The sequence below is a fragment of the Chloroflexota bacterium genome, assembly GCA_020161265.1.
Taxonomy (GTDB): domain Bacteria; phylum Chloroflexota; class Chloroflexia; order Chloroflexales; family Herpetosiphonaceae; genus Herpetosiphon.
The window spans coordinates 1,032,931-1,058,293 of the sequence record JAIUOC010000001.1 but is presented as its reverse complement, the minus strand read 5'-3'; the positions used below and the strand labels follow the sequence as shown (position 1 = coordinate 1,058,293).

Sequence of the window (25,363 nt, the reverse complement as noted above, 5' to 3'; positions counted from 1 at the left end):
ATATTGGGCAGACGAGGAGTAGAGATCGTGGCATGACTGTCACGGGCTACTGCTCATCTGTCAGACATCACTGTCGGAATTAGCACCTTAAACTTAACTGATCAGGTTAAGGATGGTTGCTGGGGCTTCGTCGGGCCGATCCCTCCGCCCCTCTGGATGAGTGCAACGGGTTTAGTTTTTTAAGCTGTGAGGAATATAACATACTTGATAAACAAAGTCAAGAATTATTCTATCGTAATTTAGTCAAGATTTGGAGTATACTTAATAACGGATGAGTTCAACGGGCGATTTAGCCCATTCTAATGGTCAATTTTAATTTGCTTAGCTCTCTAGCTAGCAACGATAGCAATCAAGGATAGTTAACTGAATGACTCAACAATATGCGTTGGCGACCCTCGGCGGTGGCTGTTTTTGGTGCTTAGAAGCGGTCTTTGATGATCTACAAGGAATCATCAGGGTTGAATCGGGCTATGCTGGTGGCCATGTTGCCAACCCAAGTTATGAAGAAATTTGCGGCAAAAAAACTGGTCATGCTGAAGTTGTGCGTTTAACCTATGATCCTAGCGTGATCAATTTCAGCCAAATTTTGGATGTCTTTTTCACCATCCATGATCCAACCACGCTGAATCGGCAAGGCTACGATGTTGGGCCACAATATCGCTCGGCGATCTTTTATCACGATGCTGAGCAAAAAGCTGTGGCTGAGCAAACGATTGCCGCATTAAATGCTAGCGGTCAATGGCCCGACCCGATTGTGACCGAAGTGACACCAATTAACAACTACTACGAAGCCGAAGATTATCATCAAGAATATTTTGCCCATAATCCCTTCCAACCCTATTGTATGGCGGTCGTCTCGCCCAAGGTGCAGAAATTTCGCAAAGAATTTAGCAAACAGCGGAAATCGTAGAATAAGGATGAAGGATGAGACCGTTCGTGGGATTTGTGGAATTCGTGGCTAAAAACGGCTCTTCGTGATCTTCGTGATCTTCGTGGTTTCGTTTCTCCTTCGTGTCCTTTGAGGATCATAAAAACCATTCTTAAATACAAACAGGGTTGGTATACCCCATATACCAGCCCTGTTTATATGTTCCCGACTCTCCCACAAACTAATGCATATGGCTACCTTCTGAGCAGTAGAATACAAGCATTGGCGCTATCCGGCTAGATACTTGTCTAGGGTTGTATTGCCTTGATTCATAGCAAGCTTGACATTGATTCAAGGTCTTGCTACCATCAAAAAAGTTATTTTATCCTTGAAAAAGGATCTTGTTCTATGGCAAATACCAAAGATCGGGCCAGCCAAATTAATGCAAGTTTTATTGAGGCTGCCGAAAGTATCCGCATTCAACGCAAACGCCGCTTCGAAGATCAACTTTGGCATACCAAGCAAAAAAAACAGGTCAATCCATTTAGTCAACAGGCGATTTGGGCCGAATACCCAACCTATAAACGTCTATTGGAGCAACGGGCCAAAAATCAAGTAGCCGAGCATGTCGTGCGGGGGATTGCAAGTATCTTGGAGTGTCCAATTCATGAGCGTAATCATCTGTTGCGTAGTGCAGGTTATGCTGAAGATCCTGATATTCTAAGTGGCGCTGCCCTAACTTCCCAACTAGCGCAATATCAAAGCTTGCTGGATATTTTGCTGTATCCAGCCTTTTTAGTTAATCAAGTTTGGGATGTTTTAGCAATTAACCAATTAATGGAGCCTGTATTTCAGCAATTTTTGGGCATTAGTTTTGATTCAATTCCGCATGCCCATCGCAATATCTTGCATTTAATGTTCGATCCAGTCAATTACTCAGCTCGCAGGCTTCTAAATAAAGGTGGTTTACAATGGGAACGGGTCGCTCGCAGCTATATCTATAGCTTTCAGCAAGCCAATCGCGCATGTCTGTTTGAACCATGGTATCAAGCCAAAGTTGCTAGTTTGAGGCAACTCCCCGATTTTGTCACAATTTGGCAGAGCATCGACCCAACTACCAAAGCCCACGATATGCTGAGCCAAAGCCAAACCGATAACTTGGTGTATGGCTTGCGCACGATTTATATTAGCGAATCAGATACCTACACCTATCCACGAATTCATGCCTATGTTGATGCGCTTGGCACAAAACCCAACTCAGACTAGATTTAGCAAGCCCCTCGTGTTTGCTGTTGCGAGGGGCTTTGTGTTTTCAATATTGATTACGGTTGATAGGTGATGGTTAGCACTGGACGATTACTGGTCTGTATTGCTTCGCCGCCAGCAATTCGTAAATAATCGGCTTGAGCATTGCCATTGGTCAGATTTTCAAAGCGTAGCCGAATCTGGGTCCGACCTTGTTTGTTGATTGCGCTTAATCCTGCTGTGCTAGCAGTACCATTGAGGCCGTTGGGGGTTTGCTGAAAGCTCATAGCGTTGCTGGCGGTGGTGATTGCAGCAAAGTCGCTCAATTCAAGATAACAGGTCAAACTCAAACAACCGCGATTTAGGTCACCAACCAAGGCTCCTAGCCCTGTCCAAGGCGTACCAATCGCGCTTTGGTCATAAGCTAAGGTCAAATTTACGCTGGTAATCGTCGCTCCATCAGGAATCGCCGAGGTATCAAATGAGAGCATCCCGCGTAGGCTGGTGCTGCCACTATCGCCAACATACATACTCGGAATTAATACATAACCACCTAAGCTGGTTTGAGCAACTAGTCCATCTTCCAAACCCCAGGATGGAAACTGCAAACTTTGGCCTGTGCCAGGTGTAGGGCTGGGTCCAACCGGCGTTGCTGTTGGATTAATTGGCGTTGCCGTTGGTGGAACGCTGGTCACGCTTGGCGCTGGCGTACCTGTTGGAGTTGGGCTGATTGTGGTTTGGCTAAAGAAACGCCAAAATTCATTGGTTGCTTTTGGCCCTTGTGGGTCGGTGTACGAGCCAGCACTGCTGCCACCCGACCAAGCATGGCCCATTCCGTTGACTGCCCAATGCTCAATAATTGGTTGATGGACGGCATTATTGTAGATTGTGCGCGTGTAGCTCCGACCACTAGGCACAGTGCCAGCAATGGTTTGATCAACTGTGGCATCGACCGAATTATTGCGTTGAGTATCATCAAGATAATCATTGGTTGTGAGCCATTGCTGCACAACTTGTTGACCGTTGATCGGCGTAACGACGCTATCTGCCGTGCCATGAACTACCATCACCCGTACCAAATTCGCGCGTGTGCCAATTGCTTGATAGGCTGCTAAACCTTGTGATTCGGGGTTGGGGCCGCCCGATTGCATGGCCGTCGAAACGTTTAGCACACTCGTGGCGGCTTTATATTCCAAGCCACCAACCACGCCAATTGCCGAAAAAATATCGGGATAGGTCGCGCCCATGATCACGCTCATCGCCGCGCCAGCCGAAATCCCTGCAACATAGCGCCGACTCGGATCAACATTGTAATTGGCTTGAACCGTAGTAACCATCGCAGCGATGATGCTTGGTTCGCCAGCCCCCCGCGCCTGATGTTGGGCATCCCACCATTGCCAGCAACGATTGGCATTGCTACTGGTTGGTTGTTCAGGGTAGAGCACAAGAAACGTCTGACTATCAGCCAAGGCATTCATTTCAGTGCCACGGGCAAAATCATCGGGCGTTTGAGTACAACCATGCAACATCACCACTAATGCCGTGGGAGTGGTAGCAGAATAATTGGTAGGAACCCATAACTTGTAGTTGCGCGAACCAGCACTTGTATTGACCGAACCTGTAACCCATTGGCCAGCACTAGCCGCCTGCGGACTCGCAAAACTTGCCAAAAGACCAAGTAAGAGCAGAACGATCAGCCATCCTCGTTTCATGAGCAATCTCCTTTGATTGAAACTAGTTGGGCATTGTGGGCAATGGGGCAGGAAGGAGCTTAATCATACCAGCAAGCAGTTACAACTGAGTTACATGGAAAAGAACATAGAGCAAAGAGCATAGAACATAAGAGTTGGGGATTGGTTGTTGGGGGTCGGGGATCGGGAGCAGGGATCAGCAGTTAGGGTCTTGCATTTAGTCCCATGGCCCAACAGAGTAATCATTCGTGCAATTCGGGCAATTCGTGGCTAAAAAACATCCTTCGCGTTCTTCGTGCTCTTCGCGGTTTCGGTCTTTAAACTCTTTGTGGATTATCTAAATACACTAAATTTTCTGCTAGCGAATATTCGCTTGACAGATAAAAAACATTGTGATATTCTTCGCTCAGTGAAAATTCGCTGGCGATAAAAATTATCTACCAAGCCTGTTTTTACCAGAATCCATGCACCAATCCTACGTCGATGGTGACGCACCGGAAAGGAACGCCCGCATGACCGATCGGCAACATGGCGTGAAAATCAACGCCCCTATCACCCCCGCTGCGGCGGAATTGTTGACGGAACCAGCCCTACACTTCTTAGCTGCCTTGCATCGCACTTTTGACCAAACTCGCCGCGACTTATTGCTCGGACGAGTGGAACGCCAAAGCCGCCTTGATGCAGGCGAAAACCCTGATTTTCTCGCTGAAACTGCCCATATTCGTGCTAGCGACTGGCAAATTGCGCCCATCCCCGACGAAATTCGTAATCGTCGCGTGGAAATTACTGGGCCAATCGATCGCAAAATGATCATCAATGCCCTCAACTCTGGAGCGAATGTCTTCATGGCCGACTGTGAAGATGCGACCACTCCAAGCTGGGATAACTTGGTCAGCGGCCAACTTAACTTGCGCGATGCGGTCAATCGGACGATTAGCTTTACCAATGAAGCTGGCAAAGCCTATCAATTAAACGATCAGGTTGCGGTGCTGTTTGTGCGGCCTCGTGGCTGGCACTTGCTCGAAAAGCATGTCACCGTCGATGGCGAACCCTTGGCTGGTGGGCTGTTCGACTTTGGTTTGTATTTGTTCCACAATGCCAAAACCTTGCTCGAACGTGGCTCGGCTCCGTACTTCTATCTGCCAAAACTCGAAAGCCATCGCGAAGCCCGTTTGTGGAATGATGTGTTCGTGTTTGCTCAAAAGCAACTCGGCTTGCCTCATGGCTCAATCAAGGCAACAGTTTTGATTGAAACAATTTTGGCCGCCTTCGAGATGGACGAAATTCTGTATGAATTGCGCGACCACTCGGCGGGCCTGAACTGTGGCCGCTGGGATTACATCTTCAGCTGCATCAAGAAATTTGCCAAATTACAACATTTTGTGCTGGCTGATCGTGCTTTAGTGACGATGACCTCACGCTTTATGCGCTCATATTCGTTGCTGGCGATCAAAACCTGCCATCGCCGTGGCGCTCATGCGATGGGTGGGATGGCTGCTCAGATTCCGATCAAGCACGATGCCCAAGCCAATGCCGAAGCCCTCGCCAAGGTGCAAGCTGATAAAGAGCGCGAAGCTCGCGACGGCCACGACGGCACATGGGTCGCTCATCCAGGTTTGGTTCCGTTGGCCAAGGCCGCTTTTGATGCCTTGATGCCTGAAGCGAACCAAATTGGCAAGCAACTTGAGGTTGAAATTACTGCCGATGATTTGCTGCGCTTCGAGCCATCAGCACCGATTACCGAGCAAGGCCTGCGCAAAAATATCAGCGTTGGTATCCAATATATCGAAGCATGGTTGGGTGGCTTAGGCTGCGTGCCGCTGTATAACTTGATGGAAGATGCCGCAACTGCCGAAATCTCCCGTGCTCAAGTTTGGCAATGGGTGCACCAGCCCAATGGCATCACCGAAGATTTTCGCAAAATCACCCTCGATTGGGTGCGCGAGTTGATCGGCGAAGAACTGGCCAACATCGAACAAGAAGTTGGCGCAGAACGCTATCGCAACGGTCATTATGATCGGGCTAGCCAATTGTTTGATCAGTTGGTTGCCAACCCAACCTTTACCGAATTTCTCACGCTTCCCGCTTACGAACAAATCGATTAATGTGAATTAATTGGCAGCTTGCAGGCGCTGGCATCAAACAACAATGACCAAAACCTGCAATCTTACGCTGGGATAGATTCTTGATTTTCATTACCTTGGCGACGTTGCCCAAGCGCTTTGAGCGATTGTAATGAATAGCCACCATTGTAATTTGACAAAGGAGTCAGCCATGAACACCACGAACGGTATCTCAACAACAGAACTGGAACGGGGTTGGGCAACGGACGCACGTTGGCAAGGGATTCAGCGCGATTACACAGCCGAAGATGTTGTGCGCTTGCGCGGTTCAGTGATTATTGAGCAAACTTTAGCTCGTATGGGTGCTGAACGCTTGTGGGATCTCCTTCACACCGAAGATTACGTGCATGCGTTGGGTGCGCTGACTGGTAATCAAGCTATGCAGATGGTCAAAGCAGGCTTGAAGGCGATTTACTTGAGTGGCTGGCAGGTTGCCGCCGATGCCAATATGGCTGGGCAAATGTATCCCGATCAAAGCTTGTATCCCGCGAACAGCGTGCCACAAGTCGTCAAACGGATCAACCAAACCTTGCAACGCTGCGACCAAATTTATCACTCAGAAGCTAAAGATGGGACCTACTGGTTTGCGCCAATCATCGCCGATGCTGAAGCTGGCTTTGGTGGCCCACTGAATGCCTTTGAAATGATGAAGGCTATGATCGAAGCTGGCGCAGCTGGGGTGCACTTCGAAGATCAATTATCATCAGAAAAGAAATGTGGCCACTTGGGCGGCAAGGTCTTGATCCCAACGAGCCACTTTATTCGCACGCTACAAGCTGCCCGTTTGGCTGCCGACGTGATGGACGTACCAACTTTGGTCGTCGCCCGTACCGATGCTAACGGTGCATACCTTTTGACCAGCGACGTTGATCCTCGTGACCGCGAGTTTTGTACAGGCGAACGCACCCCCGAAGGCTTCTTCTGTATTCGCGGTGGGATCGATTCAGCAATTGCCCGTGGCTTGGCCTATGCTCCATATGCCGACCTGATCTGGTGTGAAACCTCTACCCCAGATTTGGAAGAAGCACGGAAATTTGCTGAAGCGATCCATGCTCAATATCCAGGCAAATTGTTGGCCTACAACTGCTCGCCATCGTTCAACTGGAAGCGCAACTTGGATGATGCCACAATTGCCAAGTTCCAAAGCGAACTCGGCGCAATGGGCTACAAATTCCAATTTATCACCTTGGCTGGCTTCCATGCCTTGAACTACAGCATGTTCGATTTGGCAACTGGCTATCGCGACCAAGGCATGAGCGCCTATGTCCAATTGCAACAAGCTGAATTCAACCGCGAAAGCGAAGGTTATACCGCCGTCAAGCACCAACGCGAAGTTGGCACTGGCTACTTCGATTTGGTTGCGCAAGCAGTTTCAGGTGGTATGTCATCGACCACTGCGTTGAGCGGCTCGACCGAGCATGAACAATTTGTTGGAGCACATTAGTAAAGTCAAAAGGCTGAAATCAAAAGGCAAAAGTAGGATTTAGGGGTGGGAATAGACCAAGAGCATAGAACATAGAGCATAGAACATATGCGAGGGGGCAGATAACTTTTAACGCAGAGGCGCAGAGTACATCATGTTTTTGGCAGTGTACTCTGTGCTTGAAGCACATAATCAAATATCTGTGGCTAAAATTCTGAATCCTAGTCCTTACTATCTTCGTGCTCTTCGTGTTCTTTGTGGTTTCAACATCCTAGCACCTGAATCCTACAGATCTGCGACTATTGCAAGGCCAGTGAGCCGGCTTTGCGATGGTAAACACCCTGCATTGCTCGCACCGCGCCGATCCCTCCCTGATCGCGGTGCGAGCTTTTTTGTGTTTGTGCCGCTTGGCGTATAATACAGCCCTCGCTTGTGTTTTGGAGATTTGGCAATGGCGCAGCATCGCAATGTGATTTTAATTGGTATGCCTGGATCGGGCAAAAGTACGCTCGGTATTTTATTGGCCAAAGCCTTAGTCTTTGATTTTATCGATACCGATGTGGTGATTCAAACTCGCCAGCATGGCCGCTTGATTGAGATTCTCGAACGGCTGGGCGCTGAGCAATTTTGTGCCGTCGAAAATCAATATTGTGCCGAGCTAGAGCTTGATCAATATGTGGTGGCGACTGGTGGCAGCGTGATTTATAGCCCCGATGCTATGGCTAATTTCCAGCGGCTTGGCACAATCGTCTATCTTTCAATCGCATTTGATGAACTATTGCCACGCATTACCGATATGGATTCGCGGGGAATTGTGATGCAGCCAGGCCAAAGTTTTGCCGATTTATATGCCGAGCGCGTGCCACTCTATCGCCAATTTGCCAATATCACCGTCGATTGCACTGGCGAAGATCATGAACACACCGTTAGCCAAATTATGGCTGCATTAAACGCCGATAATTAATCTGGCTATGCTCAACCGTAATTGTGCCATCAGCGCCAAAGAAACGCTCGCCACTATCGGCAGGGATCGAAAGTAGATCAATCGGAGCTGAGCGTTTGATGCTGCTGGTCAATTCGCCAACCACCTGAGCTAAGGCTTCTAAATTACTATCCCATTTGGCAAACACAAAATGAGTGTGGCGATAGCGCTTGAGCAAGGTTTCCAGCTTATCCATGCCTACATGGCCAGCCTCGCCCCAAAAACTCGGTAACCCTTGGCAATCGAGTGCAATCACATCAGGCTTATAGCGCAAGCCGATTGGCGTTTCAACCCGTGCCTCAGGATAGTTGGGCAAATACAAAGCCCAAATTAATGCCTTCATGATCACATGTTCGCTCGATTCAACTGGGCGTTTAATCATCACCACCTGCGAACCATGGGCCTTGAATGTCCATTTGCGGCGTAGAAATAGCTCATTGCTCATGTTTGCAACTCCACATGCATCAGCACGTACAGCCTATAGTATAACGATTCTACGTTCTGAGAGTATGAAAGGATTGATGCAATGGATTCGTTTTTAGCATTTCTGATGTTTGTTGGCTTCTTGGGCTTGATTATCGCTTGGCATGTGTTTGAACATAAACGTTCGGTACAATTAATTCAGCAATGGACTGCTACCAATGGCTATCGAATTATCGCCTTGGAGCAACGTTGGTTGCGGCGTGGCCCGTTCTTTTGGCGTTCTGGTAAGTATCATACCGTATTCTATGTCGATGTGATTGATCCGCAAGGCATGGCTCAGGCGATCTGGGTGCGCTGTGGTGGTTGGATTAGCGGCTTATTCTCCGATCAACTTGATGTTCGCTTTGATTCGTAACGAACGGGTTGGATGAACGTACTGAGAGCAAGTGTCAAGGAAGGATTGTTATGACTGTATATGTTTTAGTAACGTTGGCTGTGGTGAGTGGGGCATTTTTGCTTGGGCGCTATCAAATTCTCAAGCGCAACGAACATATTGAAGCTTGGGCTATCGGCCAGCGCTATCGAATTGTCGAAATTAAGCGGCCTTGGCTCAGTTTAGGGCCATTTCTCTGGCGTACTGGCGAAAACGACCAAGTGTACAAAATAGAGTTACGTGATCAAACAGGCCAACAAATTGCAGGTTGGTTGCGCTACCGAGGCTATTTCTTTGGCAAGTATGAAATCGATTTGGAAGTTGAATAATGCTGTATGTTGTGCCATTTGCTCTTGGCTTGCTGAGCAGCTTCGGCTTATATTTGAGTATCAAGCAATCGCAGGCAATTAAGCAATCGATCAAGATTTGGGCCGCAGAACATCGGTATCAAATTATCCGCCAAAAGCGCTGTTATTTAGATTTTGGCCCGTTTGATGGTCGTGATCGCCGCCAAAATCAGGTTTTCTTGCTAGATATATTGAATGAACAAGGGGCAACGCGCCAAGCATGGGTTTGTTGCTTTGCCCCCTACTTTGAAATTGAACATATCGAATTTGAAGCAATTATTTATTAATTGTGCTATTTTAGGTAGCAGTTGGTAAATGTTTACCGATATAGCCAATAATAATTTTATGCCGTGACCCATCAGGAAAAAAGTGAATTCTAATAGCATCATAGAGCTTGCTATGCCATGTAAATAAGCGATATTGATCATCAGCGCACTTATAGGTGCGCTCTTTTGCATATAGATTAATAGTTGCTTCGCTTTCAGGGCTACAAACTAAATTTAATGCATTTTTGTTAAATGCCCCTGTTCGCCAACTTGCAGCATAGGCTTGAAATTGGAATAAATGACGTTTAATATGTGTCCAATGTTGGTCATTTGCTTCCAATTGCTTTAGTGCATCTAATGCCGTTTCTGTCCACTCTAAATCAGGGAATAATTCGCTTCGCCGTTCATACGCATCTCGACCATCACGGACTGAACGTTTGTGAATTGCCTCAATTAATGGCTTATTTTGCTGAATATGTTGCGGATTGCTGTGATGTACTACACTATGTTGTTTTTCCGCCAATTCGCCTGTTTCATCAAGAAACATTTCTTCAATCGTCAACTGCGATGCATCCCAATCGATGTGGCTCGCTAAACTAACCGAGATTCCATCGAGCAGTACGGCCATGCCTAAACCAAGCGCACTTTGCTGCTTGAACATAAATTCTGAGCTATGCTGTTTATCATTTAAGCTCGATTCCTGAGGATGATCTTGTAAATAAGGGGTTTTTGTCGCCATACTCATAATATAGGTGCGTTGATTTTTATAACGACCCTTCATATCTGGTTCGTTAATCCATTGATGAAAATAATAATTTGGTGCTAGCTCCATCGCATATAGTGGTTCATGTAAACGTAAGGTATTTTTCCCCCCGACTATTTGCATGGTTTGAATAAATTGTAATAATCGGGTATGAGCCTGATGCTGATCGGCGGCTATAGTAATTGAGCGATCATTTAATACGATATCAATTCCCATAGATTAACTCCTTGGCATCATTAATCGTTCTAAACTCTTATCGAATTCATCAAAAAATCCATCAGGCCATTGATCGATCAAGCCATCCTGATCGATGGTTGGAGTTGAAACAGTATGCCGAGTTTGGCCTTCAATTATCCGACGTTCAAAATAATTTAATTGCACATCGTCGGGGGCAATTTTACCATCGTGAACCGCCAAACGTATGCCATTTAACACATGATCACTGTGGCTCTCGACCACAATTTGCACTCCCGCTGCTGCGGCATAAGCTAAAAATTGCCCCATTAATGCTTGACCACGTGGATGCAGATGGGCTTCAGGGTTTTCGATTAACAGCAATGAACTAGGTTTGGCTGCCAACACTGCTACCAAAATTGGCAAGGTATAGGTTAATCCAAAACCAACGTTGGTTGCCCGAAATGCATTCCCTTCAAGTCCATCATTGACAAACGAGAAACGCAAACTTACGAGATCAATATCAGGATTACCGATTAAATTAATTCGTGTACCTGGAGAAATCTCGCTCAGCCATGCTTCAACCTCATTGCGTAAGGTTAGTGTACTTGACTGTTCATGATGTAATTTTTCGTTGGGAATTAATTCGTTAGCAAATAATGATAAATAGTGAATTGCATACTCACCACTTGGCCCAAGTTGGCGATGCTGACGAACGAGATAATCTGACATACCAAATGAAGTCCGCGGCCCAATTCGTTCAGCTTGGAGATATTGAAATTCATCACTGAATAAATTACTAAAGATAATTTCGTTATTAAAATACGTATCTGAAGCACCAATTAATATATTATTTAGACCCTCGGGTGTGTTATCAATGTCTAATACATCGGTTGAGGAATTGTATTTATAGCGCCATTCGTCAATATTTGTTTTACTATGGAGCTTCAAACCAATACTGATTGTATCAGTATCAGCAAATTCAAAAAATACATCGCGGGCAGTACCAAGTCGAATTAAATCACCATTTACTGCTAAGCCTTGGGTTATTAACCCTTGTTGAAACGATTGACGTAATAACAGTAATGATTGAATGACTGACGATTTGCCCATACCATTTAATCCTGATAGCAACGTTAGCTTACCAAGATTAATTTTTTGATGACCAAAGCACTTAAAATTATGTAGAACGATCGATTCAATTGTTTGTAATGGTTGTTCACTCATTTTAATACCTCTTGAATAAGGTGAGCAATTCGGCGGAAACGGATATTAACCTTGTTTGTATCGCCAGTGCCTTGTGAGATTGCTTTATCAAATTCACGATCATTATTCAACAATGAAATGAATTTTTGCATTAATAGATTTTTCCTTCGTACAAGGACTTTTATTTGATCATCGCTACAAGTGCTTAAATTCACCGACCATGATTCAAACAGCGATTTGTTGATCATACCGCGTGAAGCATTGGCTTTGTAGCGTTTTCGAAAGGCATCTTTATCGAAGATTGCTTTGGCGGCACGCATTGCCCGTCGAAACTGGGTTTCGAAATTAGCTAAGGCCTCAGAATCAAGTTTATTGAGTGTGGCCATCGCATTACTTAAAAAGCTATCAAAATCGGCAAATTCATTGCGATTATATTTTTCAGGTGGCACGAGATGAAAGGCAATAAAGCGTAAAACAAATTCACGGTCGCTCATGCGTGAGGTTGGCACGGAATTAGTGGTAGCTTGCTTAAACTCAGGAAATTCAGCCATACGTTTAAGCAACTCGGTTGCCCGACCTTGATGCAAGGCATGGCGAATTTCTTGCGGCGAAAGTGGCAAACCACCAGTATTAATCCGCTTGAAGATATTGAATTTAACTTCCTCTGGTGTGCCTGGAGCAATTTGATAAATTAGTACTTGGGTTTCCATAATCCGACGCTGGAAATTTCGAGGTAAATCATCAAATCCTTTATCATTAATTGTATTGAGAAATTCTAAACCTTTAAGTTTTAATTGGTGTTCTGGATGATGATTTTTGGCCAGAATAAAATTATAAAGCGTTGTTAATCGTTGTAGACCATCGACGATAATCCAACGGTCTTCATTGGTGGCATCCATATAAAATGCAGGCAACGGAATCCGAATTAAAATTGATTCGATCAATCGACTTTGGGCTTCGCGCGTCCATAAGCCCGCTTGGCGCTGAAAAGCTGGTTGCATATCGATCTCATTATTTTTCATACGTGAAATTAAGAGATCAACGGTCATTGGTTTAAAGTCAATTCGAATTTGGCTGGGATTGAAGGGAGTGATAATCAGATCATCATCGTCTTCTTCTTCTTCCTCAATATCGTTGCTTAAGCCATATATAGCTGCTTGCGACGATAAATTATAGCCTTGAAAGCCCCCTTGAGGCAAACCATTTTCCTCATCGGTATCGTCGGTTAAATCACTATGATCTAGATCTAGATCTTCAGTATTATCAAGCATTGGTTCTTCCTCATCCTAGAATGCAGACGTATTGTACTATAGCTGATTCGATTTTAGTGCCCCTGATTGGCTCCAACCATGCGGCGGAATAAACTGCCAACAAGGCTAAATGGCTGAGGTTCAGCTACGCCCAATTGGCTGGTGCTAGTCTGATCGATCAGTTCGATCACGCGGGCAAAGGTTTCGATTTGTTGCTGCATCAAATCAAAATCAAGTTTATCGATTGCAGCGTTGTTGGGTGTGGCACATAAATAATTAGGCGCGGGAATTAGCGAAATTGTGGGAATGTTGGCTTTGTAGAATGGCTCGCCCTCGCCAAAATAAATCTCGTTGATTGGCATAATCGTGAGTACCCGCTGTTTGGTGCGCTGCAACAACGCGGTGTAATACAGTTGCTCCAACATTGGGCTGGTGGTGTAGGTCAGCTCAAGTTCAGGTTGTTGGCTTGGTTGATAATCACTCAATGCTCGATTATCGAGCCATTCAGTACAGCCCAAATGCTCTAAGGTCACACCTGCAATTGCCCGCATTTGCTGGCCATTCCACAATTCGGGGTGCTCAGTCAGCCATGTACTGGTGGCTTGACCATGCTTGCCAAGTTGCGGCAATTGAAAATGGCCTGTGGCAAAAATAAAAATCAAATTCCGTTGATGCTGCTGCTGTTTGAACCAACGCACTAATGCCAGCAAGCCCAGTGCGCCATTTTCCTCAGGTGCGTTCGGCCCATCGGTATGAGTATTAATCAACATGCTTTCGTTGGATTGCTGACCTGGCAAAACCACATACAAGCTATCAGTTGGGCATTGCTCAGTGAGCGTTGCTTCGAGGGTAAAGCGAATTTGTTGGCCGACTGCCTGTTTGAGTTGTTGGCCAACCGCAGCGTTGACCCAAAGCGCTGGGCAAGCTTGATAGCTGGTGGTGAAGGGCAAATATTGGGCATCGGCATTGGCCGCTGAGATTTTCGACCAAATGCAAATTACCCCTTTTACTCCAGCTTGTTTGGCGGCGGCTAAATTTGGGCCAGTGAGAAACGAGCCAAGGGTTGGGTTGCGCAGCAGTTTTGGTAATTTTTGGGCTTGGGCAAATTTGGTTGGGTGCAGAAACAGCATGGTTGGTAGCGCCGGAACTGCCACTTCAACTATAGCAATTTTGCCAGCAGCTTGCTGAAAATTGCCAGGGCTTTTGCCACAATCAACCAACTCACCGACGATGCCCTCGGGCGGCGTACAACCAGAATACGGGTAATAAAAGCTACAGGGAATATTCGTTTCGTTGCCAGTGCTATCAAGGAGCGCTAAACTCCAGTTTTGGGCTTGCCAACGGGTAAAATAATAGCGATCACGCTGAACCTCACAGCCCAAATTGGTTAATTCTGTCGCCAAAAATTCGATAAAGGCCTGATGGGCCTCGCTGCCAGTCAGCCGTGGCCCCAATTGCTCAAGATAGCGATGCCAGCCGATCAGCTCTTGACTTGTGGTGATCTTCATTGATTCAACCTCACTACCACAGGATTTTCAATCAACCAGCGTAATTCTGCCACAATTTCGCGCTGCCAATGCCAATCGTTGCGCAACTGCGAGACAATCAAATCGGTCAAATTCATGCGCAGCCAATAGCAGTGCAAACGTTTTTCAAAATTATCAGGAATTAAATCGTGTTGTTGGGCGAATTTGAGCCATGGCTGTAAATAGATTTCAGCTTGACCATAACAACTTTGCTGGGCAAGATCATAGACCCAATCGCCATAGCCAAACTCGGCCCAATCAAGCACCGCCACAATCGTTGGTGGCTGACATAGCACATTATCAAAGCCAAAATCACGATGAATTAAATAACACTCAGTGCTGATTGTGCTCAACAATTGCTCCATTACCCGATAGCCTTGCCGTAGCAATGCCCCTGTTTGATCGTTACGCTTGATCCAAGCGTGCCAATCAAAATCAAATTTGTAGTTGCCAATATCTAAAATTTCTTCTGCCCAAGTAGTGTAGCGACCTTGACCGTGATGATTAGCCAAGCCCCAACCAGTGCTCGCCCTCAGATCCTGTTGATGCAGTTGATATAAGCTTTGAAATAATGCTGGCTGGATATGATTCAGTTCTGCGACGTTGAGTGAGGCGATCGTTTGGCCTACAATATGCGGGCTAATCGCGTAGGCCCAGCCATCGGCAAATTGACCATGCGCTAGAATTGCTGGAATTGGCAGCTGTTGGCCCCAATGGTGATAGGCATAAACATCCTTTAAAAAATCGTGGTAATGCTTGCTAATCCGCACCACATATTGCTTGGCTTGGCTGCAAAATCGATAGGCTTGGGCAAACCAACCTGCCCCGATAAACTCCACTTGGCCCAATTCAAAGCCTGAATCAGCCTCAATCGCCTGCGCTAATAGTGGATCAATCTGCATCAAACGTTCTCCAATAATTGAATAGTACTCCACTGTTGATTGTACCCCGAAGCGAAAACGAAACCGCGAAGGATTTTTAGCCACGAATTGCACGAATTACACGAATGATGGGTTTATTCCCAAAACATCGTTTGATCCCTGAATCGTGATCTCTCAATGCATATGTTCTATGTTCTATGTTCTTTGCTCTATGTTCTTCAGTGCGACTCCTACCAATGAGAGTGGACTAGCGATTGATTGTATTGATTGGGGTGAGCCAGCATACTTGAGTGCTAGAATGATGAAGCCGATTAGATACGTGGAGAGCAGGCTTGTGGTGCGTAAGCTTGGATTTTGGGGTCTGAGAATCAGCGTTTGGCTGGCTGGGATGGGCTTGCTAGGTGGCCTGTTTGGCTGGAATTTGGCGTGGGTCAAAGAGTGGCAGTGGCTGGCTGAGCAAACTGGCTGGCGTTTTTGGCTGGCCCAGTGGCTATTTCGGGCATTGCTCTGTCTGCCCTTAGTGTTTGGCTTGCTGTTGTTGCTGCATCCCTTGTGGCTTGGCCGCCGCGTACTTGCTGCAACTAAAGCTGATTTAGTTGTTGCAGCCTCTCCCAATGCAGAAACATTAAGTCGGCGGCGTTTTATGTTTGAAGCTGGCTTATTGGGCGGTTTGGTTGGGTATAGCAGTGTGATCGAGCCATTTAACCCAGAAATTGTTGAGCTTGAGTTGCCGATTGTCAATTTACCAAGCCGTTTCGAGGGCTTTAAAATTGTCCAATTAAGCGATTTGCATGTTTGTGCTTATACTCCCGCCGCTGAGGTAGCCCGCGCTGTAGCATTAATTAACCAGCTTGATGCCGATATTGTAGCAATCACTGGTGATTTTGTTGATCGGCATGTGAAATTTGCTGATGATGCAACTGTGCCCCTGCGCCAATTGCAAGCGCGTGAGGGCATTTTTTCGGTGCTCGGCAACCACGATTACTATACGGGCGATATTGATCGCATGATTTGGGCAATTAAACGGGCAGATCTTGGGCTGTTGATCAATCAGCAAACCGTTATTCGTCGTGGCGCTGATCGGTTGAATTTGGTGGGCTTAGATGACCCCAAACATGATGATGGTGATGGCTGGAGCTATAGCAGCATTAATCCGGCCCGCGCATTTGCCAATCTACGATCTGACGATCCCTGTATTACGCTATTGCATAACCCAATTTTTGCGCCAAGCGTGGTAAAGTCGTATGGGCCGCAGGTGATTTTGGCTGGGCATACCCATGGTGGCCAGATTTGGGTGCCAATCTTAACTGAAAGCGCTGTGCGTTCGCGTGATCATTTTGTGGCTGGACGCTATCAACTTGCCAACAGCCAAATCTATGTCAATCGTGGTTGGGGGTTTACTGGGCCGCCGTTGCGTTTTGGCAAACGCCCTGAAATTAGTGTGGTGCGTTTAACAAGCGGGCAGGGGCTAGGAACTAAAGTTTAAAGCAAGACATTTACAACAAGAGCATAGAGCATAGAACATAAAGCATTTAAACCAGATGATTTATGGCTTTTGGCTATAGACTTTTGGCTATAGAATGCATAATTACAAGTAGATGTAGAATTGTTCCGATAGCCTCTAGCCCATAGCCTCTTCTTCGCGCTCTTCGTGTTCTTCGCGGTTCCCTTCGTAGTAAAAAATCTAGCCTCTAATTTCCAATCTAAACAATTTCAATCACTTGCTGCGCGATTACCTCGCCAATTAACCAAAGTGGGTCGCCAGCTTGGGCAAAACGTTGTTCGAGGGCATTGGCATGCTCTGCCGTTACCGCAATCAACAAGCCGCCTGATGTTTGGGGATCGTACAACAACGCTTGATGGGCTGGATCAACTGCTTCAGCGTAATTAACTTGAATTTTTTGCTCGACATAAGCACGATTGGTATGCAAGCCACCAGGCATAATTCCGGCTTGGGCGTAACGATAGGCTCCTGGTAACAACGGTAAGGCTTGGCTATTAATCTGTAGCCCAACCCCACTATTGCGAGCTAGCTCCAAGCCATGGCCCAACAAACCAAACCCAGTGATATCGGTGGCACTACGAATTGTGCCCAGCGCCGCGATATGCTCAGCTGCGCGTTGATTGAGTTTGAGCATGCTCTCGATTGCGGCTGCTAAATCAGCAGGATCAGCAACTTGGCGCTTGCTGGCGGTGCTAATGATACCTGTGCCCAGCGCTTTAGTAAGGTATAGTTGATCGCCTGGTTGGGCTTGAGCTTTACGGGTGATTAGGGCTGGATCGATTAAACCAGTTACGCATAAACCATATTTTGGCTCATTATCGATGATCGTATGGCCGCCAGCTAGCACGGCTCCGGCTTCGGCCACTTTATCTGCACCGCCCTGCATAATCGCCTGAATGATCGCTGGGTCTAAATCGCGGGGGAATCCAGCAATTGCCAAAGCCAAAATCGGCTTACCGCCCATGGCATAAACATCACTCAGGGCATTGGCGGCGGCAATCGCCCCAAAACTATAGGGATCATCAACAATCGGCGGAAAGAAATCCACCGTTTGCACAAGCGCTTGCTGTTGGTTGAGTTGATAGACCGCCGCATCATCGCTGACATCGAGGCCAACTAAAAGCTGCGGACTACTGGGTAAACGCAAACTGCTAATTAAACTGCTGAGAGCACCTGCTCCCATTTTGGCGGCTCAGCCAGCACAAGAAGCTAGCTCAGTCAGGCGAATTTGTTCACGATCGGCCATAAATCTGCTCACTAAATCACATAGAAATTAAAGAATTTTAGCAATATCAGTCGTTTAACATTATACACATATTAAGAATCGCGTATAATAGGGCATCTCCAAAGGCGGCCCCTGTTTTTTCCGATGGTCCTACAGTGAGGTTCTGGCATGCACACACACAATGGACGTTGGTCGCGTTCGTTAGCGGTCGGTTTTGCAGTGTTGGCGGCGTTTGTGTTAGCGCCAATTGCTTCGATTTCGGCCCATAGCAATCATGATCATAAGATTTATGTTGCACCATTTGGCAAAGATGAGGGTGATTGTTCGAAGATTTGGCAGCCCTGTGCGACGATCGATTATGCGATTAGCCGCGGGACTGGCAAGGGTGATGAAATTCGGGTTGCTGCCGGCGATTATAGCTACGATGCCAAGGCGGTTGGCTTATTGCTGAGCCGCCAGATTCCGGTGCGCGGTGGTTTTAGTGCTCGTGATAATTTCATGCAGCAAAATACCAAAGCCAATCCAACCTATATCGCTGGCATTCCTAGCCGCTACCGTGAACGCTTGGCGGCAATTGGTTTTGCACGGGTTGAAGATCGCGATGGTCGTAATACTCCAGAACTTGAGCGAATGCAAATTCCAACCGAATTGGAAACGCCAAGTGCTGCTCAGCCTTGTACCAATGGCATGGCTGGCATTTTTGAGTGTAATGGCATCGACTTCTTGGGGAGCGTGCCGCTCTCAAGTTTTGTGGTTAATGGTAACGGCGCAACCGATGGCAGCAACTTGTGGGGCCACGTCGATCTCAATACCGATCGCGAATATGCGATTATTGGGGTTAACAATGGCACTGGCGTAGTTGATGTGACTGATCCTACCAATCCGGTGGTGATTGGTACTGTGCCAGGTAATAACTCACAATGGCGCGAAGTTAAGGTTTATCAATATTTCAACCAAGCCCAAAATCGTTGGAACGCCTATGCCTACCTTTCAACTGAAAGTCGCACCCAAGGCTTGCAGATTGTCGATCTGAACCACTTGAGTGATCCAACGCCTTCGGTCAGTTTAGCAGCAACCTATACTGCCGATTTTGGCTCATCGCACACTGTCTATATTAAGAATGTTGATTTCAGCACCAACGTGGCGTTGCCTGGCAAAACTGCGGCGTTGTATATGAACGGGGTCGGTAAAAACGGCAGTCGCTTGAATTCAGGGGTGTTTCGCGCCTTTAATATCAGCAATCCGTTGACTCCGCAGATTATTGATAGTGGCGTGCCGGATACCAATATTAGCTACACCCACGACGATACCAGTATGATCATTACTGATTCGCGGACTTCGGCATGTGCGCCTGGCCACCAAGCCTCGTGCGAAATAATGTTTGATTTCAGCGAATCGTCGGTAGAAATTTGGGATATTACCGATTCGGCTGCCCCATTCCACATTAGCTCACGGCCTTATTCGGGCAGTGGTTATACCCACTCTGGCTGGTATAGCGACGATAAAATGTATGTGTTCATCCAAGATGAATTGGATGAACAAAATTTTGGCCACAACACTCGTGTGCGCACGATGGATATTCATGATCTGGATAATCCAACCATCAGCGCGACGTGGGATGGCCCAACCCGTGCGATCGACCATAATGGCTACACGATTGGCAACAAATATTATATGTCGAACTATTTGCGTGGTTTGACGATTCTTGACATAACCAATCCAAATAGCATCCAAGAAGCCGCCTTCTTTGATACCTACCCAGGCAGCAATTCAGCTAGTTTCGATGGGGCTTGGGGGGTTTATCCCTACTTGCCAAGCGGCACCTTGATGATCAGCGATATTTCACGCGGCTTGATTTTGGTACGCGAACCAACCAGCACCCCTGATCAAGCGATTGCTGGCTTGGAAGCAACCAACGATGGCCCAACCGTTGTTGGTGCAGCTACCAATTTTGAGGCTACGATTCAGGCTGGTACGAATGTAACCTATGCGTGGGATTTTGGTGATGGTACTGCTGTGATGACCTCAACCAATACCACGATTAGTCATACCTATCCAAACGCTGGGAATTATACGGTTGAGTTAACCGCCAGCAATGGCACCAATTCGCAAACGGATACAACAACCGTGGTGGTGCAAGCGCCGCCACAAACCGAATGGAAAATTTGGCTGCCCTACGCGATTCGGGCGGAATAACGCTTAAATCCTTTGGAGATCAACAGGCGGGGCATTTGCCCCGCTTGTTGCGTTAATTTTAGAGGGCAGTGCGTGGATGCTGTTTGTGCCAAACCCGTTTGCCAAGCGCTGAGAGTGCAATTTCAACCGCAACCGTCGCAGTGCAATTGCGATCGTCAAGAATTGGGTTGACTTCGACAATATCCAAGCCAATCATGCGCCCCGATTCGGCGATCAATTCGGCGGCCAGATGGGCTTCGCGATAGGTTAATCCGCCAGGTACAGGTGTGCCAACTCCAGGCGCAACCGCAGGATCAAGCACATCGAGATCGAAGCTAACATAAAAACCATCGCGAGCTTGGTTGGCAACGCTGATCGCCCGTACCATGGTTTCATACATGCCATAACGATCGATATATTCAGTGGCAAAGACTTGCACGCCAGCTTCGGTGAGCAACTGGCGCTCCTCGGGGTCAAGGTCGCGCACCGCAACCAACGCCACGCGATGCGGGTTGATCATTGAGTTTGCTAAGCGCTGACCGCTCAAATGGATCAAGCGTTCGTCGCCATAGCCACACAGCGCTGCCAAGGGCATGCCATGAATATTGCCCGAAGGCGAGGTGCTGGGAATATTAAAATCGCCATGGGCATCGATCCAGAGCACGCCAATATCACGATTGTGGGCGGCTCCACTAACCGAACCTAAGCCTAAACTATGGTCGCCACCGAGTACCACTGGCACATGGCCTTGGCTACACGACTGATCAACCTCGTTGGCTAATTGAATCAAGGTATCGCGAATTGGCTCGAAATAGCGCAACGTTAAGTCGCCGACAGGCAGCGTTTCGGCGATGCTCGCCGTGAGATTGCCCCGATCAATCACGGTATGACCAAGCTCCTCTAATTGTGAACGTAAGCCTGCATAACGAATTGCACTTGGCCCCATGTCCACGCCACGCCGCCCTGCACCCAAATCGAGCGGGACACCGATAAGATCGATTAGCACAAGAACCTCCTAGTGAATGTCGCTTTCATGCACCATTGAATGAAAGCCTAGGCCTATTTTAACCGATAGCTGGCAGCTTGAGGGCAATTGCTGAGCATGTGGCTCCAGCACAGGCTTAATTCTTAAAAAACCGTGCGCACAAAAAACCAACCATATGTTGTAATAGACGCATTTGATGTTCGCTATTTTTATCACGATAGGCTTGAGCAGCCCTTGGAGTGTGTGGTTCTGCTGATATGTGCGCTAGGTTGAGTTAAAGGTTAAAGCCATTTAACTTTTATCACCCATAGGTCACCCATGCGGTGTAGGAGCGATCATCACAGAAATAGCGCCTGAGTTTAGGCCATAATTCCCACGACAAGCATGCTGCTATGCGCTATAGTTCACCATTAGAGGACGAGTTATGAGCATTATGCCATTTGCGGCATGGCCAACATTGTTAAGATGTCACCACATTCCCATTCGACTTAGCCTGTCGCTTGACATGCCGCACTAATCTAGGCACGATCATAGGCGTAGCACCAGCAAGAATTTGGCAATAGCAGGTTGATCTGCGCTTAGCTCATGTTCTCGAAAGGATTTGTGATGATCAAACGACAGTTTCATGCGCGTGTGGTTGTGATGTTAGTAATCTTCAGTCTGTTGGCTGGTGGATTGCTATTTCAACCAACAATCCATGATGCAGCCGCCCAAACGCGCTCAACAGTTCAATATAGTTATAATCCTGAGCGGCAACATGTGCATTCTGGGAGCATTAGTTTTTTTCGCCAAACGATTTTTAATTCAAGTTCGGCATTAACTGGTGCTTCGTTGTTCGATAGCCCAACTGGGATGATCTTCGGCCCTGATGGGCGTTTGTATGTCGGCCAGTTTAATGGGCGAATTTTTGCGATTACGCTCAACCCAACCAACCATCAAGCTACCGCCGTTCAGGTGATCGAAACAATCTACAATTATCCTAATACCAACGACGACGGTTCGCCTGCAACTGGGGTGAATGGTCGTCAGTTGGTGGGGATTTTGTTTGATCCGGCTTCAACGCCATCAAATATGATTTTGTATGTTTCGCATAGCGACCCACGCTATGGCTACAATAGCGACACAACCTCGCAAAAAATCAACACTCGCTCAGGCACAATTAGCAAATTAGTCAGCACCAATAATTTTGCAACCTCGACCGATATTATTAAGGGTTTGCCGCGCTCACGCGAAAACCACAGCACCAATAGCATTGTTTGGGGTCCAGATGGTTGGATGTATATCTCGTCGTCGAGCAATACCAACAATGGTGCGCCAAGTGCTCACTTTAGCAATTTGGCCGAATATTATCTCTCGGCAGCAATTTTGCGGGCCAATGTGCGCGATGCTGGCTTTCCATCAGCAGGCATCGATGTCAAAAATGTCAATAATGCGGCTGCTTTAGCTCCATTTGCTGGCCAATTTGAGATGTATGCGACTGGCTATCGCAATGTTTATGATTTTATTTGGCTGAATAATAAGTTCTATGCCAATGTTAATGGTGGCAATGATGGCTATGGCGATACGCCGAGCGCCGCTCAATGCCCTGGTGGGGTGGAAATTAACCCACGCTATTTGCCCGATACCCTGAAAATTGTGACCCAAGGTTCGTATGGTGGCCATCCAAACCCAGCCCGTGGCGAATGTGTGTTGAACAACGGTAATGCCCAAGGTTTGCCAACGCCACCAAACTACAATCCACCAGCCTTGACCTATGATTTCCGACCATCCACCAATGGGATTACGGCGTATATCAGTAATGCCTTTGGTGGTGCGTTGCAAGGCAATTTGATTGTCGCAACCTATGGTCAAAATCAAGATGTCAGTCGCGTTCAGCTTGATGCCAATGGCAACCCAACTGGCATCCAAACCTTGGCGAAGTTTAACCAACCGCTTGATGTGGTGACCGATGCCAAGGGTGTGATTTATGTGGCCGAATTTGGCAGCGATGCAATTACCATCCTTGAGCCAGAAGATTTGCCCAACTGTCCGCCGCCGCCGCCCTATTCGAGCATGGTTGATAGCGATAATGATGGCTACTCCGATTTTGATGAAGATCAGAACGCAACCAATTTGTGTAGCCGCGCCAGCGTACCCAACGATTTCGATGGCGACATGATTTCCGATTTGACTGATCCTGACGATGATAACGATGGCATTCTTGATGTCAACGATCAGCTGTATTTTGATGCAGCGAATGGCAACAACACCAAATTGCCCGTTGAATTCAATTGGAATCCTGGTGATGCACCCTTAGGCAAAGTTGCCAATACGGGCTTTACTGGGGTGCAAATTACCAACGGAGTTACGCGAACTGATGAGGCCAAGATTGCCGTTGGCGCTGCTGGTGGCTTTACCAATATCATCACCACCGAAGGCACGAATGCTGGCTCGATCAATACCCAAGCCAACGCTTTGCACATTGGCTTTGATCCCCATCGTAATTTTCGGGTTGAAACGCGAATTACCGAAATGTTTCTTGGGCGCACGCCTGAGGGCGATCAAGCGGCGGGCTTGTTCTTCGGCCCCAACCAAGATAACTACGTGAAATTGGTAGCGACGGCCAATTTGAATGGCGATGGCACAAGTGGCGACACAGGGTTGCAATTTGCCATGGAAGTGGCCGGAAATCTGCAAATCAATCCAACCAATAATAATCCAAGCATGGTATTGCCAGGTGTGAGCAATATCGACCTGCGCTTAGACGGTAATCCTGCTGCGCAGACCATGACCGCCTATTATAAAACTGATGGCGGCAACTGGACTGCAATTGGCACGATCAATGTGCCTTTGTGGTTCTTCAATACCGGAACACCAGCAGGAATTTTGGCAACCAATCATGGAACACCAAATACCATCTCATTTATTTTCGATTTCTTCCGTTTGAGCTATCGCGATATTGTGGCGCGAATCAACGGCGGTGATCGTGATTGGACGACCAACGATGGAGCTGCTTGGAGTCCTGATACAAGTGCCAACCGTCCATATTCAACTGGCGGCGGCACCTATGTCTTGATTCCAGGCGTTTCGTGTCCCCAAATCTACAACGTGACTCGTGACTTTGATCGATTGTACTGCTCTGAACGCAACACCAGCGGCTCAGCGGTGCAATACACGATTCCGGTCAGCAGCACTGGGACGTATGCTGTGCGTTTACACTTTGCCGAACTCTATTGGGGCACGAATGGCCGACCTGGGCCGAACCAGCGTAAATTCAATGTTCAGCTTGAAGGCACGACTGTGTTGACCAATTTCGATATTTTCAGCGAAACTGGCGCAACCTTCCGGCCAATCACCAAGACCTTTACTACCAATATTACTGATGGTGCGGTCAATATTAGTTTGCCCACGGGCCAGCCCGGCAATGTGGATCAAGGCAAGATTTCGGCGATTGAGGTTTGGGGGCCAATTCTCAATATTGCCAACGTCACGCCAACCGTTACGCCATCGCCGACGGCTACGAATACACCATCGCCGACGGCAACCAACACACCAACTAATACCAATACGCCAACAATCACGAATACACCAACTAATACCAATACGCCATCGCCAACATCGACTGGCACGGTGACGGCGACCTTTACACCGACCAACACGGCTACGCCAAGTAATACACCGACCAACACGCCAACCGAAACTGTAACGCCGAGCGCTACGGCAACCCAAGGCACAGCGACCTATCGCATTTGGCTACCGTACACCGTCAAAAACTAAGCTCGATTCCAACGGAGCCATCACTCGCGGATGGCTCCGTATTTGCTCAAAACTCAGCGCTTAGTCATGACGTGAATTCCTTAAAAATGTTTTTTAAAACATTAAAATATAACAAAA

General features: G+C 47.3%; 20 protein-coding genes and 1 riboswitch. Of the genes, 11 read left to right on the top strand and 9 right to left on the bottom strand.

Annotation, left to right across the window (positions count from 1 at the left end; genetic code table 11):
- Nucleotides 1–50: 50 nt before the first annotated feature.
- A riboswitch (SAM riboswitch) is annotated at nucleotides 51–163 on the bottom strand.
- Nucleotides 164–367: 204 nt separating this feature from the next.
- The gene (gene msrA / locus LCH85_03820) at nucleotides 368–910 is read left to right on the top strand and encodes a peptide-methionine (S)-S-oxide reductase MsrA (protein MCA0351103.1); all 543 of its coding nucleotides are present in this window, start codon (nucleotides 368–370) and stop codon (nucleotides 908–910) included.
- Between the two features lie 366 nt (nucleotides 911–1,276).
- Entirely contained in the window at nucleotides 1,277–2,134 is an 858-nt protein-coding gene (locus LCH85_03815; GenBank protein MCA0351102.1) for a hypothetical protein, read from the top strand.
- Between the two features lie 56 nt (nucleotides 2,135–2,190).
- On the opposite strand, the gene LCH85_03810 is transcribed toward LCH85_03815, so the two are convergent.
- Nucleotides 2,191–3,825 carry a PHB depolymerase family esterase gene (locus tag LCH85_03810; GenBank protein MCA0351101.1) on the bottom strand — a complete coding sequence of 545 codons (1,635 nt, stop codon included), beginning with the start codon at nucleotides 3,823–3,825 and terminating at the stop codon, nucleotides 2,191–2,193.
- 491 nt (nucleotides 3,826–4,316) lie between these two features.
- Here LCH85_03810 and aceB point away from each other — a divergent pair, with 491 nt between their 5' ends.
- From aceB to LCH85_03795, 3 genes are all read left to right on the top strand, one after another.
- Nucleotides 4,317–5,909 (top strand): malate synthase A, encoded by a 1,593-nt coding sequence (gene aceB, locus LCH85_03805; GenBank protein MCA0351100.1) that lies wholly within the window; start codon nucleotides 4,317–4,319, stop codon nucleotides 5,907–5,909.
- A gap of 169 nt (nucleotides 5,910–6,078) precedes the next feature.
- On the top strand, nucleotides 6,079–7,371 hold the full coding sequence (gene aceA, locus LCH85_03800; GenBank protein MCA0351099.1) for an isocitrate lyase: 1,293 nt from the start codon (nucleotides 6,079–6,081) through the stop codon (nucleotides 7,369–7,371).
- 430 nt (nucleotides 7,372–7,801) lie between these two features.
- Nucleotides 7,802–8,314 carry a shikimate kinase gene (locus tag LCH85_03795; protein ID MCA0351098.1) on the top strand — a complete coding sequence of 171 codons (513 nt, stop codon included), beginning with the start codon at nucleotides 7,802–7,804 and terminating at the stop codon, nucleotides 8,312–8,314.
- Here the strand turns inward: LCH85_03795 and LCH85_03790 are convergent.
- Nucleotides 8,286–8,777, bottom strand: a complete 492-nt coding sequence (locus LCH85_03790; GenBank protein ID MCA0351097.1) for a hypothetical protein — start codon at nucleotides 8,775–8,777, stop codon at nucleotides 8,286–8,288. The genes LCH85_03795 and LCH85_03790 overlap by 29 nt on opposite strands.
- Before the next feature lie 81 nt (nucleotides 8,778–8,858).
- Here LCH85_03790 and LCH85_03785 point away from each other — a divergent pair, with 81 nt between their 5' ends.
- The 3 genes from LCH85_03785 to LCH85_03775 are packed head-to-tail and all read left to right on the top strand — an operon-like array spanning nucleotide 8,859 to nucleotide 9,822.
- On the top strand, nucleotides 8,859–9,170 hold the full coding sequence (locus tag LCH85_03785) for a hypothetical protein (protein MCA0351096.1): 312 nt from the start codon (nucleotides 8,859–8,861) through the stop codon (nucleotides 9,168–9,170).
- A 50-nt stretch (nucleotides 9,171–9,220) separates the two neighbouring features.
- Nucleotides 9,221–9,517, top strand: coding sequence for a hypothetical protein (locus LCH85_03780; protein ID MCA0351095.1), 297 nt, complete (start codon nucleotides 9,221–9,223; stop codon nucleotides 9,515–9,517).
- On the top strand, nucleotides 9,517–9,822 hold the full coding sequence (locus LCH85_03775) for a hypothetical protein (GenBank protein MCA0351094.1): 306 nt from the start codon (nucleotides 9,517–9,519) through the stop codon (nucleotides 9,820–9,822). The genes LCH85_03780 and LCH85_03775 overlap by 1 nt, the downstream gene beginning before the upstream one ends.
- A 10-nt stretch (nucleotides 9,823–9,832) precedes the next feature.
- Here the strand turns inward: LCH85_03775 and LCH85_03770 are convergent, their stop codons facing one another.
- Genes LCH85_03770 through LCH85_03750 form a run of 5 tightly spaced genes read right to left on the bottom strand, consistent with a single transcriptional unit; the run spans nucleotide 9,833 to nucleotide 15,622 of the window.
- Nucleotides 9,833–10,780: a hypothetical protein gene (locus tag LCH85_03770; GenBank protein MCA0351093.1), complete on the bottom strand. Its 948-nt coding sequence runs from the start codon at nucleotides 10,778–10,780 to the stop codon at nucleotides 9,833–9,835.
- Between the two features lie 3 nt (nucleotides 10,781–10,783).
- Nucleotides 10,784–11,965, bottom strand: a complete 1,182-nt coding sequence (locus tag LCH85_03765) for a DUF3696 domain-containing protein (GenBank protein MCA0351092.1) — start codon at nucleotides 11,963–11,965, stop codon at nucleotides 10,784–10,786.
- Nucleotides 11,962–13,215 carry a DUF262 domain-containing protein gene (locus LCH85_03760; GenBank protein ID MCA0351091.1) on the bottom strand — a complete coding sequence of 418 codons (1,254 nt, stop codon included), beginning with the start codon at nucleotides 13,213–13,215 and terminating at the stop codon, nucleotides 11,962–11,964. Before LCH85_03760 ends, LCH85_03765 begins: the two co-directional genes overlap by 4 nt.
- A gap of 53 nt (nucleotides 13,216–13,268) precedes the next feature.
- Nucleotides 13,269–14,702 (bottom strand): hypothetical protein, encoded by a 1,434-nt coding sequence (locus LCH85_03755; GenBank protein ID MCA0351090.1) that lies wholly within the window; start codon nucleotides 14,700–14,702, stop codon nucleotides 13,269–13,271.
- Nucleotides 14,699–15,622, bottom strand: a complete 924-nt coding sequence (locus LCH85_03750; GenBank protein MCA0351089.1) for an aminoglycoside phosphotransferase family protein — start codon at nucleotides 15,620–15,622, stop codon at nucleotides 14,699–14,701. The genes LCH85_03755 and LCH85_03750 overlap by 4 nt, the downstream gene beginning before the upstream one ends.
- A 313-nt stretch (nucleotides 15,623–15,935) precedes the next feature.
- On the opposite strand from LCH85_03750, the gene LCH85_03745 reads away from it, so the two are divergent.
- Complete coding sequence (locus tag LCH85_03745; protein MCA0351088.1) at nucleotides 15,936–17,087, top strand: metallophosphoesterase; 1,152 nt, start codon at nucleotides 15,936–15,938, stop codon at nucleotides 17,085–17,087.
- 217 nt (nucleotides 17,088–17,304) lie between these two features.
- Here LCH85_03745 and selD read toward each other — a convergent pair whose 3' ends face one another.
- A complete protein-coding gene (gene selD / locus LCH85_03740) occupies nucleotides 17,305–18,351 on the bottom strand; it encodes a selenide, water dikinase SelD (protein ID MCA0351087.1) in 1,047 nt (348 codons plus the stop codon).
- A gap of 147 nt (nucleotides 18,352–18,498) precedes the next feature.
- Between selD and LCH85_03735 the strand changes: the two genes are divergently transcribed.
- Complete coding sequence (locus tag LCH85_03735) at nucleotides 18,499–20,526, top strand: choice-of-anchor B family protein (protein MCA0351086.1); 2,028 nt, start codon at nucleotides 18,499–18,501, stop codon at nucleotides 20,524–20,526.
- Between the two features lie 58 nt (nucleotides 20,527–20,584).
- Here LCH85_03735 and rocF read toward each other — a convergent pair whose 3' ends face one another.
- Entirely contained in the window at nucleotides 20,585–21,511 is a 927-nt protein-coding gene (rocF, locus tag LCH85_03730; protein ID MCA0351085.1) for an arginase, read from the bottom strand.
- A gap of 585 nt (nucleotides 21,512–22,096) precedes the next feature.
- Here rocF and LCH85_03725 point away from each other — a divergent pair.
- Nucleotides 22,097–25,246 carry a PQQ-dependent sugar dehydrogenase gene (locus LCH85_03725; GenBank protein ID MCA0351084.1) on the top strand — a complete coding sequence of 1,050 codons (3,150 nt, stop codon included), beginning with the start codon at nucleotides 22,097–22,099 and terminating at the stop codon, nucleotides 25,244–25,246.
- Nucleotides 25,247–25,363 lie beyond the last annotated feature (117 nt).

What these genes read in the sequence shown, in the direction of transcription:
- LCH85_03815 (MCA0351102.1), top strand. Translation starts at nt 1,277, where the DNA reads ATGGCAAATACCAAAGATCGGGCCAGCCAAATTAATGCAAGTTTTATT.
- LCH85_03775 (MCA0351094.1), top strand. Translation starts at nt 9,517, where the DNA reads ATGCTGTATGTTGTGCCATTTGCTCTTGGCTTGCTGAGCAGCTTCGGC.
- LCH85_03760 (MCA0351091.1), bottom strand. Translation starts at nt 13,215, where the DNA reads ATGCTTGATAATACTGAAGATCTAGATCTAGATCATAGTGATTTAACC.
- LCH85_03810 (MCA0351101.1), bottom strand. Translation starts at nt 3,825, where the DNA reads ATGAAACGAGGATGGCTGATCGTTCTGCTCTTACTTGGTCTTTTGGCA.
- LCH85_03735 (MCA0351086.1), top strand. Translation starts at nt 18,499, where the DNA reads ATGCACACACACAATGGACGTTGGTCGCGTTCGTTAGCGGTCGGTTTT.
- aceB (MCA0351100.1), top strand. Translation starts at nt 4,317, where the DNA reads ATGACCGATCGGCAACATGGCGTGAAAATCAACGCCCCTATCACCCCC.
- aceA (MCA0351099.1), top strand. Translation starts at nt 6,079, where the DNA reads ATGAACACCACGAACGGTATCTCAACAACAGAACTGGAACGGGGTTGG.
- LCH85_03785 (MCA0351096.1), top strand. Translation starts at nt 8,859, where the DNA reads ATGGATTCGTTTTTAGCATTTCTGATGTTTGTTGGCTTCTTGGGCTTG.
- LCH85_03780 (MCA0351095.1), top strand. Translation starts at nt 9,221, where the DNA reads ATGACTGTATATGTTTTAGTAACGTTGGCTGTGGTGAGTGGGGCATTT.
- msrA (MCA0351103.1), top strand. Translation starts at nt 368, where the DNA reads ATGACTCAACAATATGCGTTGGCGACCCTCGGCGGTGGCTGTTTTTGG.
- LCH85_03725 (MCA0351084.1), top strand. Translation starts at nt 22,097, where the DNA reads ATGATCAAACGACAGTTTCATGCGCGTGTGGTTGTGATGTTAGTAATC.
- LCH85_03770 (MCA0351093.1), bottom strand. Translation starts at nt 10,780, where the DNA reads ATGGGAATTGATATCGTATTAAATGATCGCTCAATTACTATAGCCGCC.
- LCH85_03755 (MCA0351090.1), bottom strand. Translation starts at nt 14,702, where the DNA reads ATGAAGATCACCACAAGTCAAGAGCTGATCGGCTGGCATCGCTATCTT.
- LCH85_03795 (MCA0351098.1), top strand. Translation starts at nt 7,802, where the DNA reads ATGGCGCAGCATCGCAATGTGATTTTAATTGGTATGCCTGGATCGGGC.
- LCH85_03790 (MCA0351097.1), bottom strand. Translation starts at nt 8,777, where the DNA reads ATGAGCAATGAGCTATTTCTACGCCGCAAATGGACATTCAAGGCCCAT.
- LCH85_03750 (MCA0351089.1), bottom strand. Translation starts at nt 15,622, where the DNA reads ATGCAGATTGATCCACTATTAGCGCAGGCGATTGAGGCTGATTCAGGC.
- LCH85_03765 (MCA0351092.1), bottom strand. Translation starts at nt 11,965, where the DNA reads ATGAGTGAACAACCATTACAAACAATTGAATCGATCGTTCTACATAAT.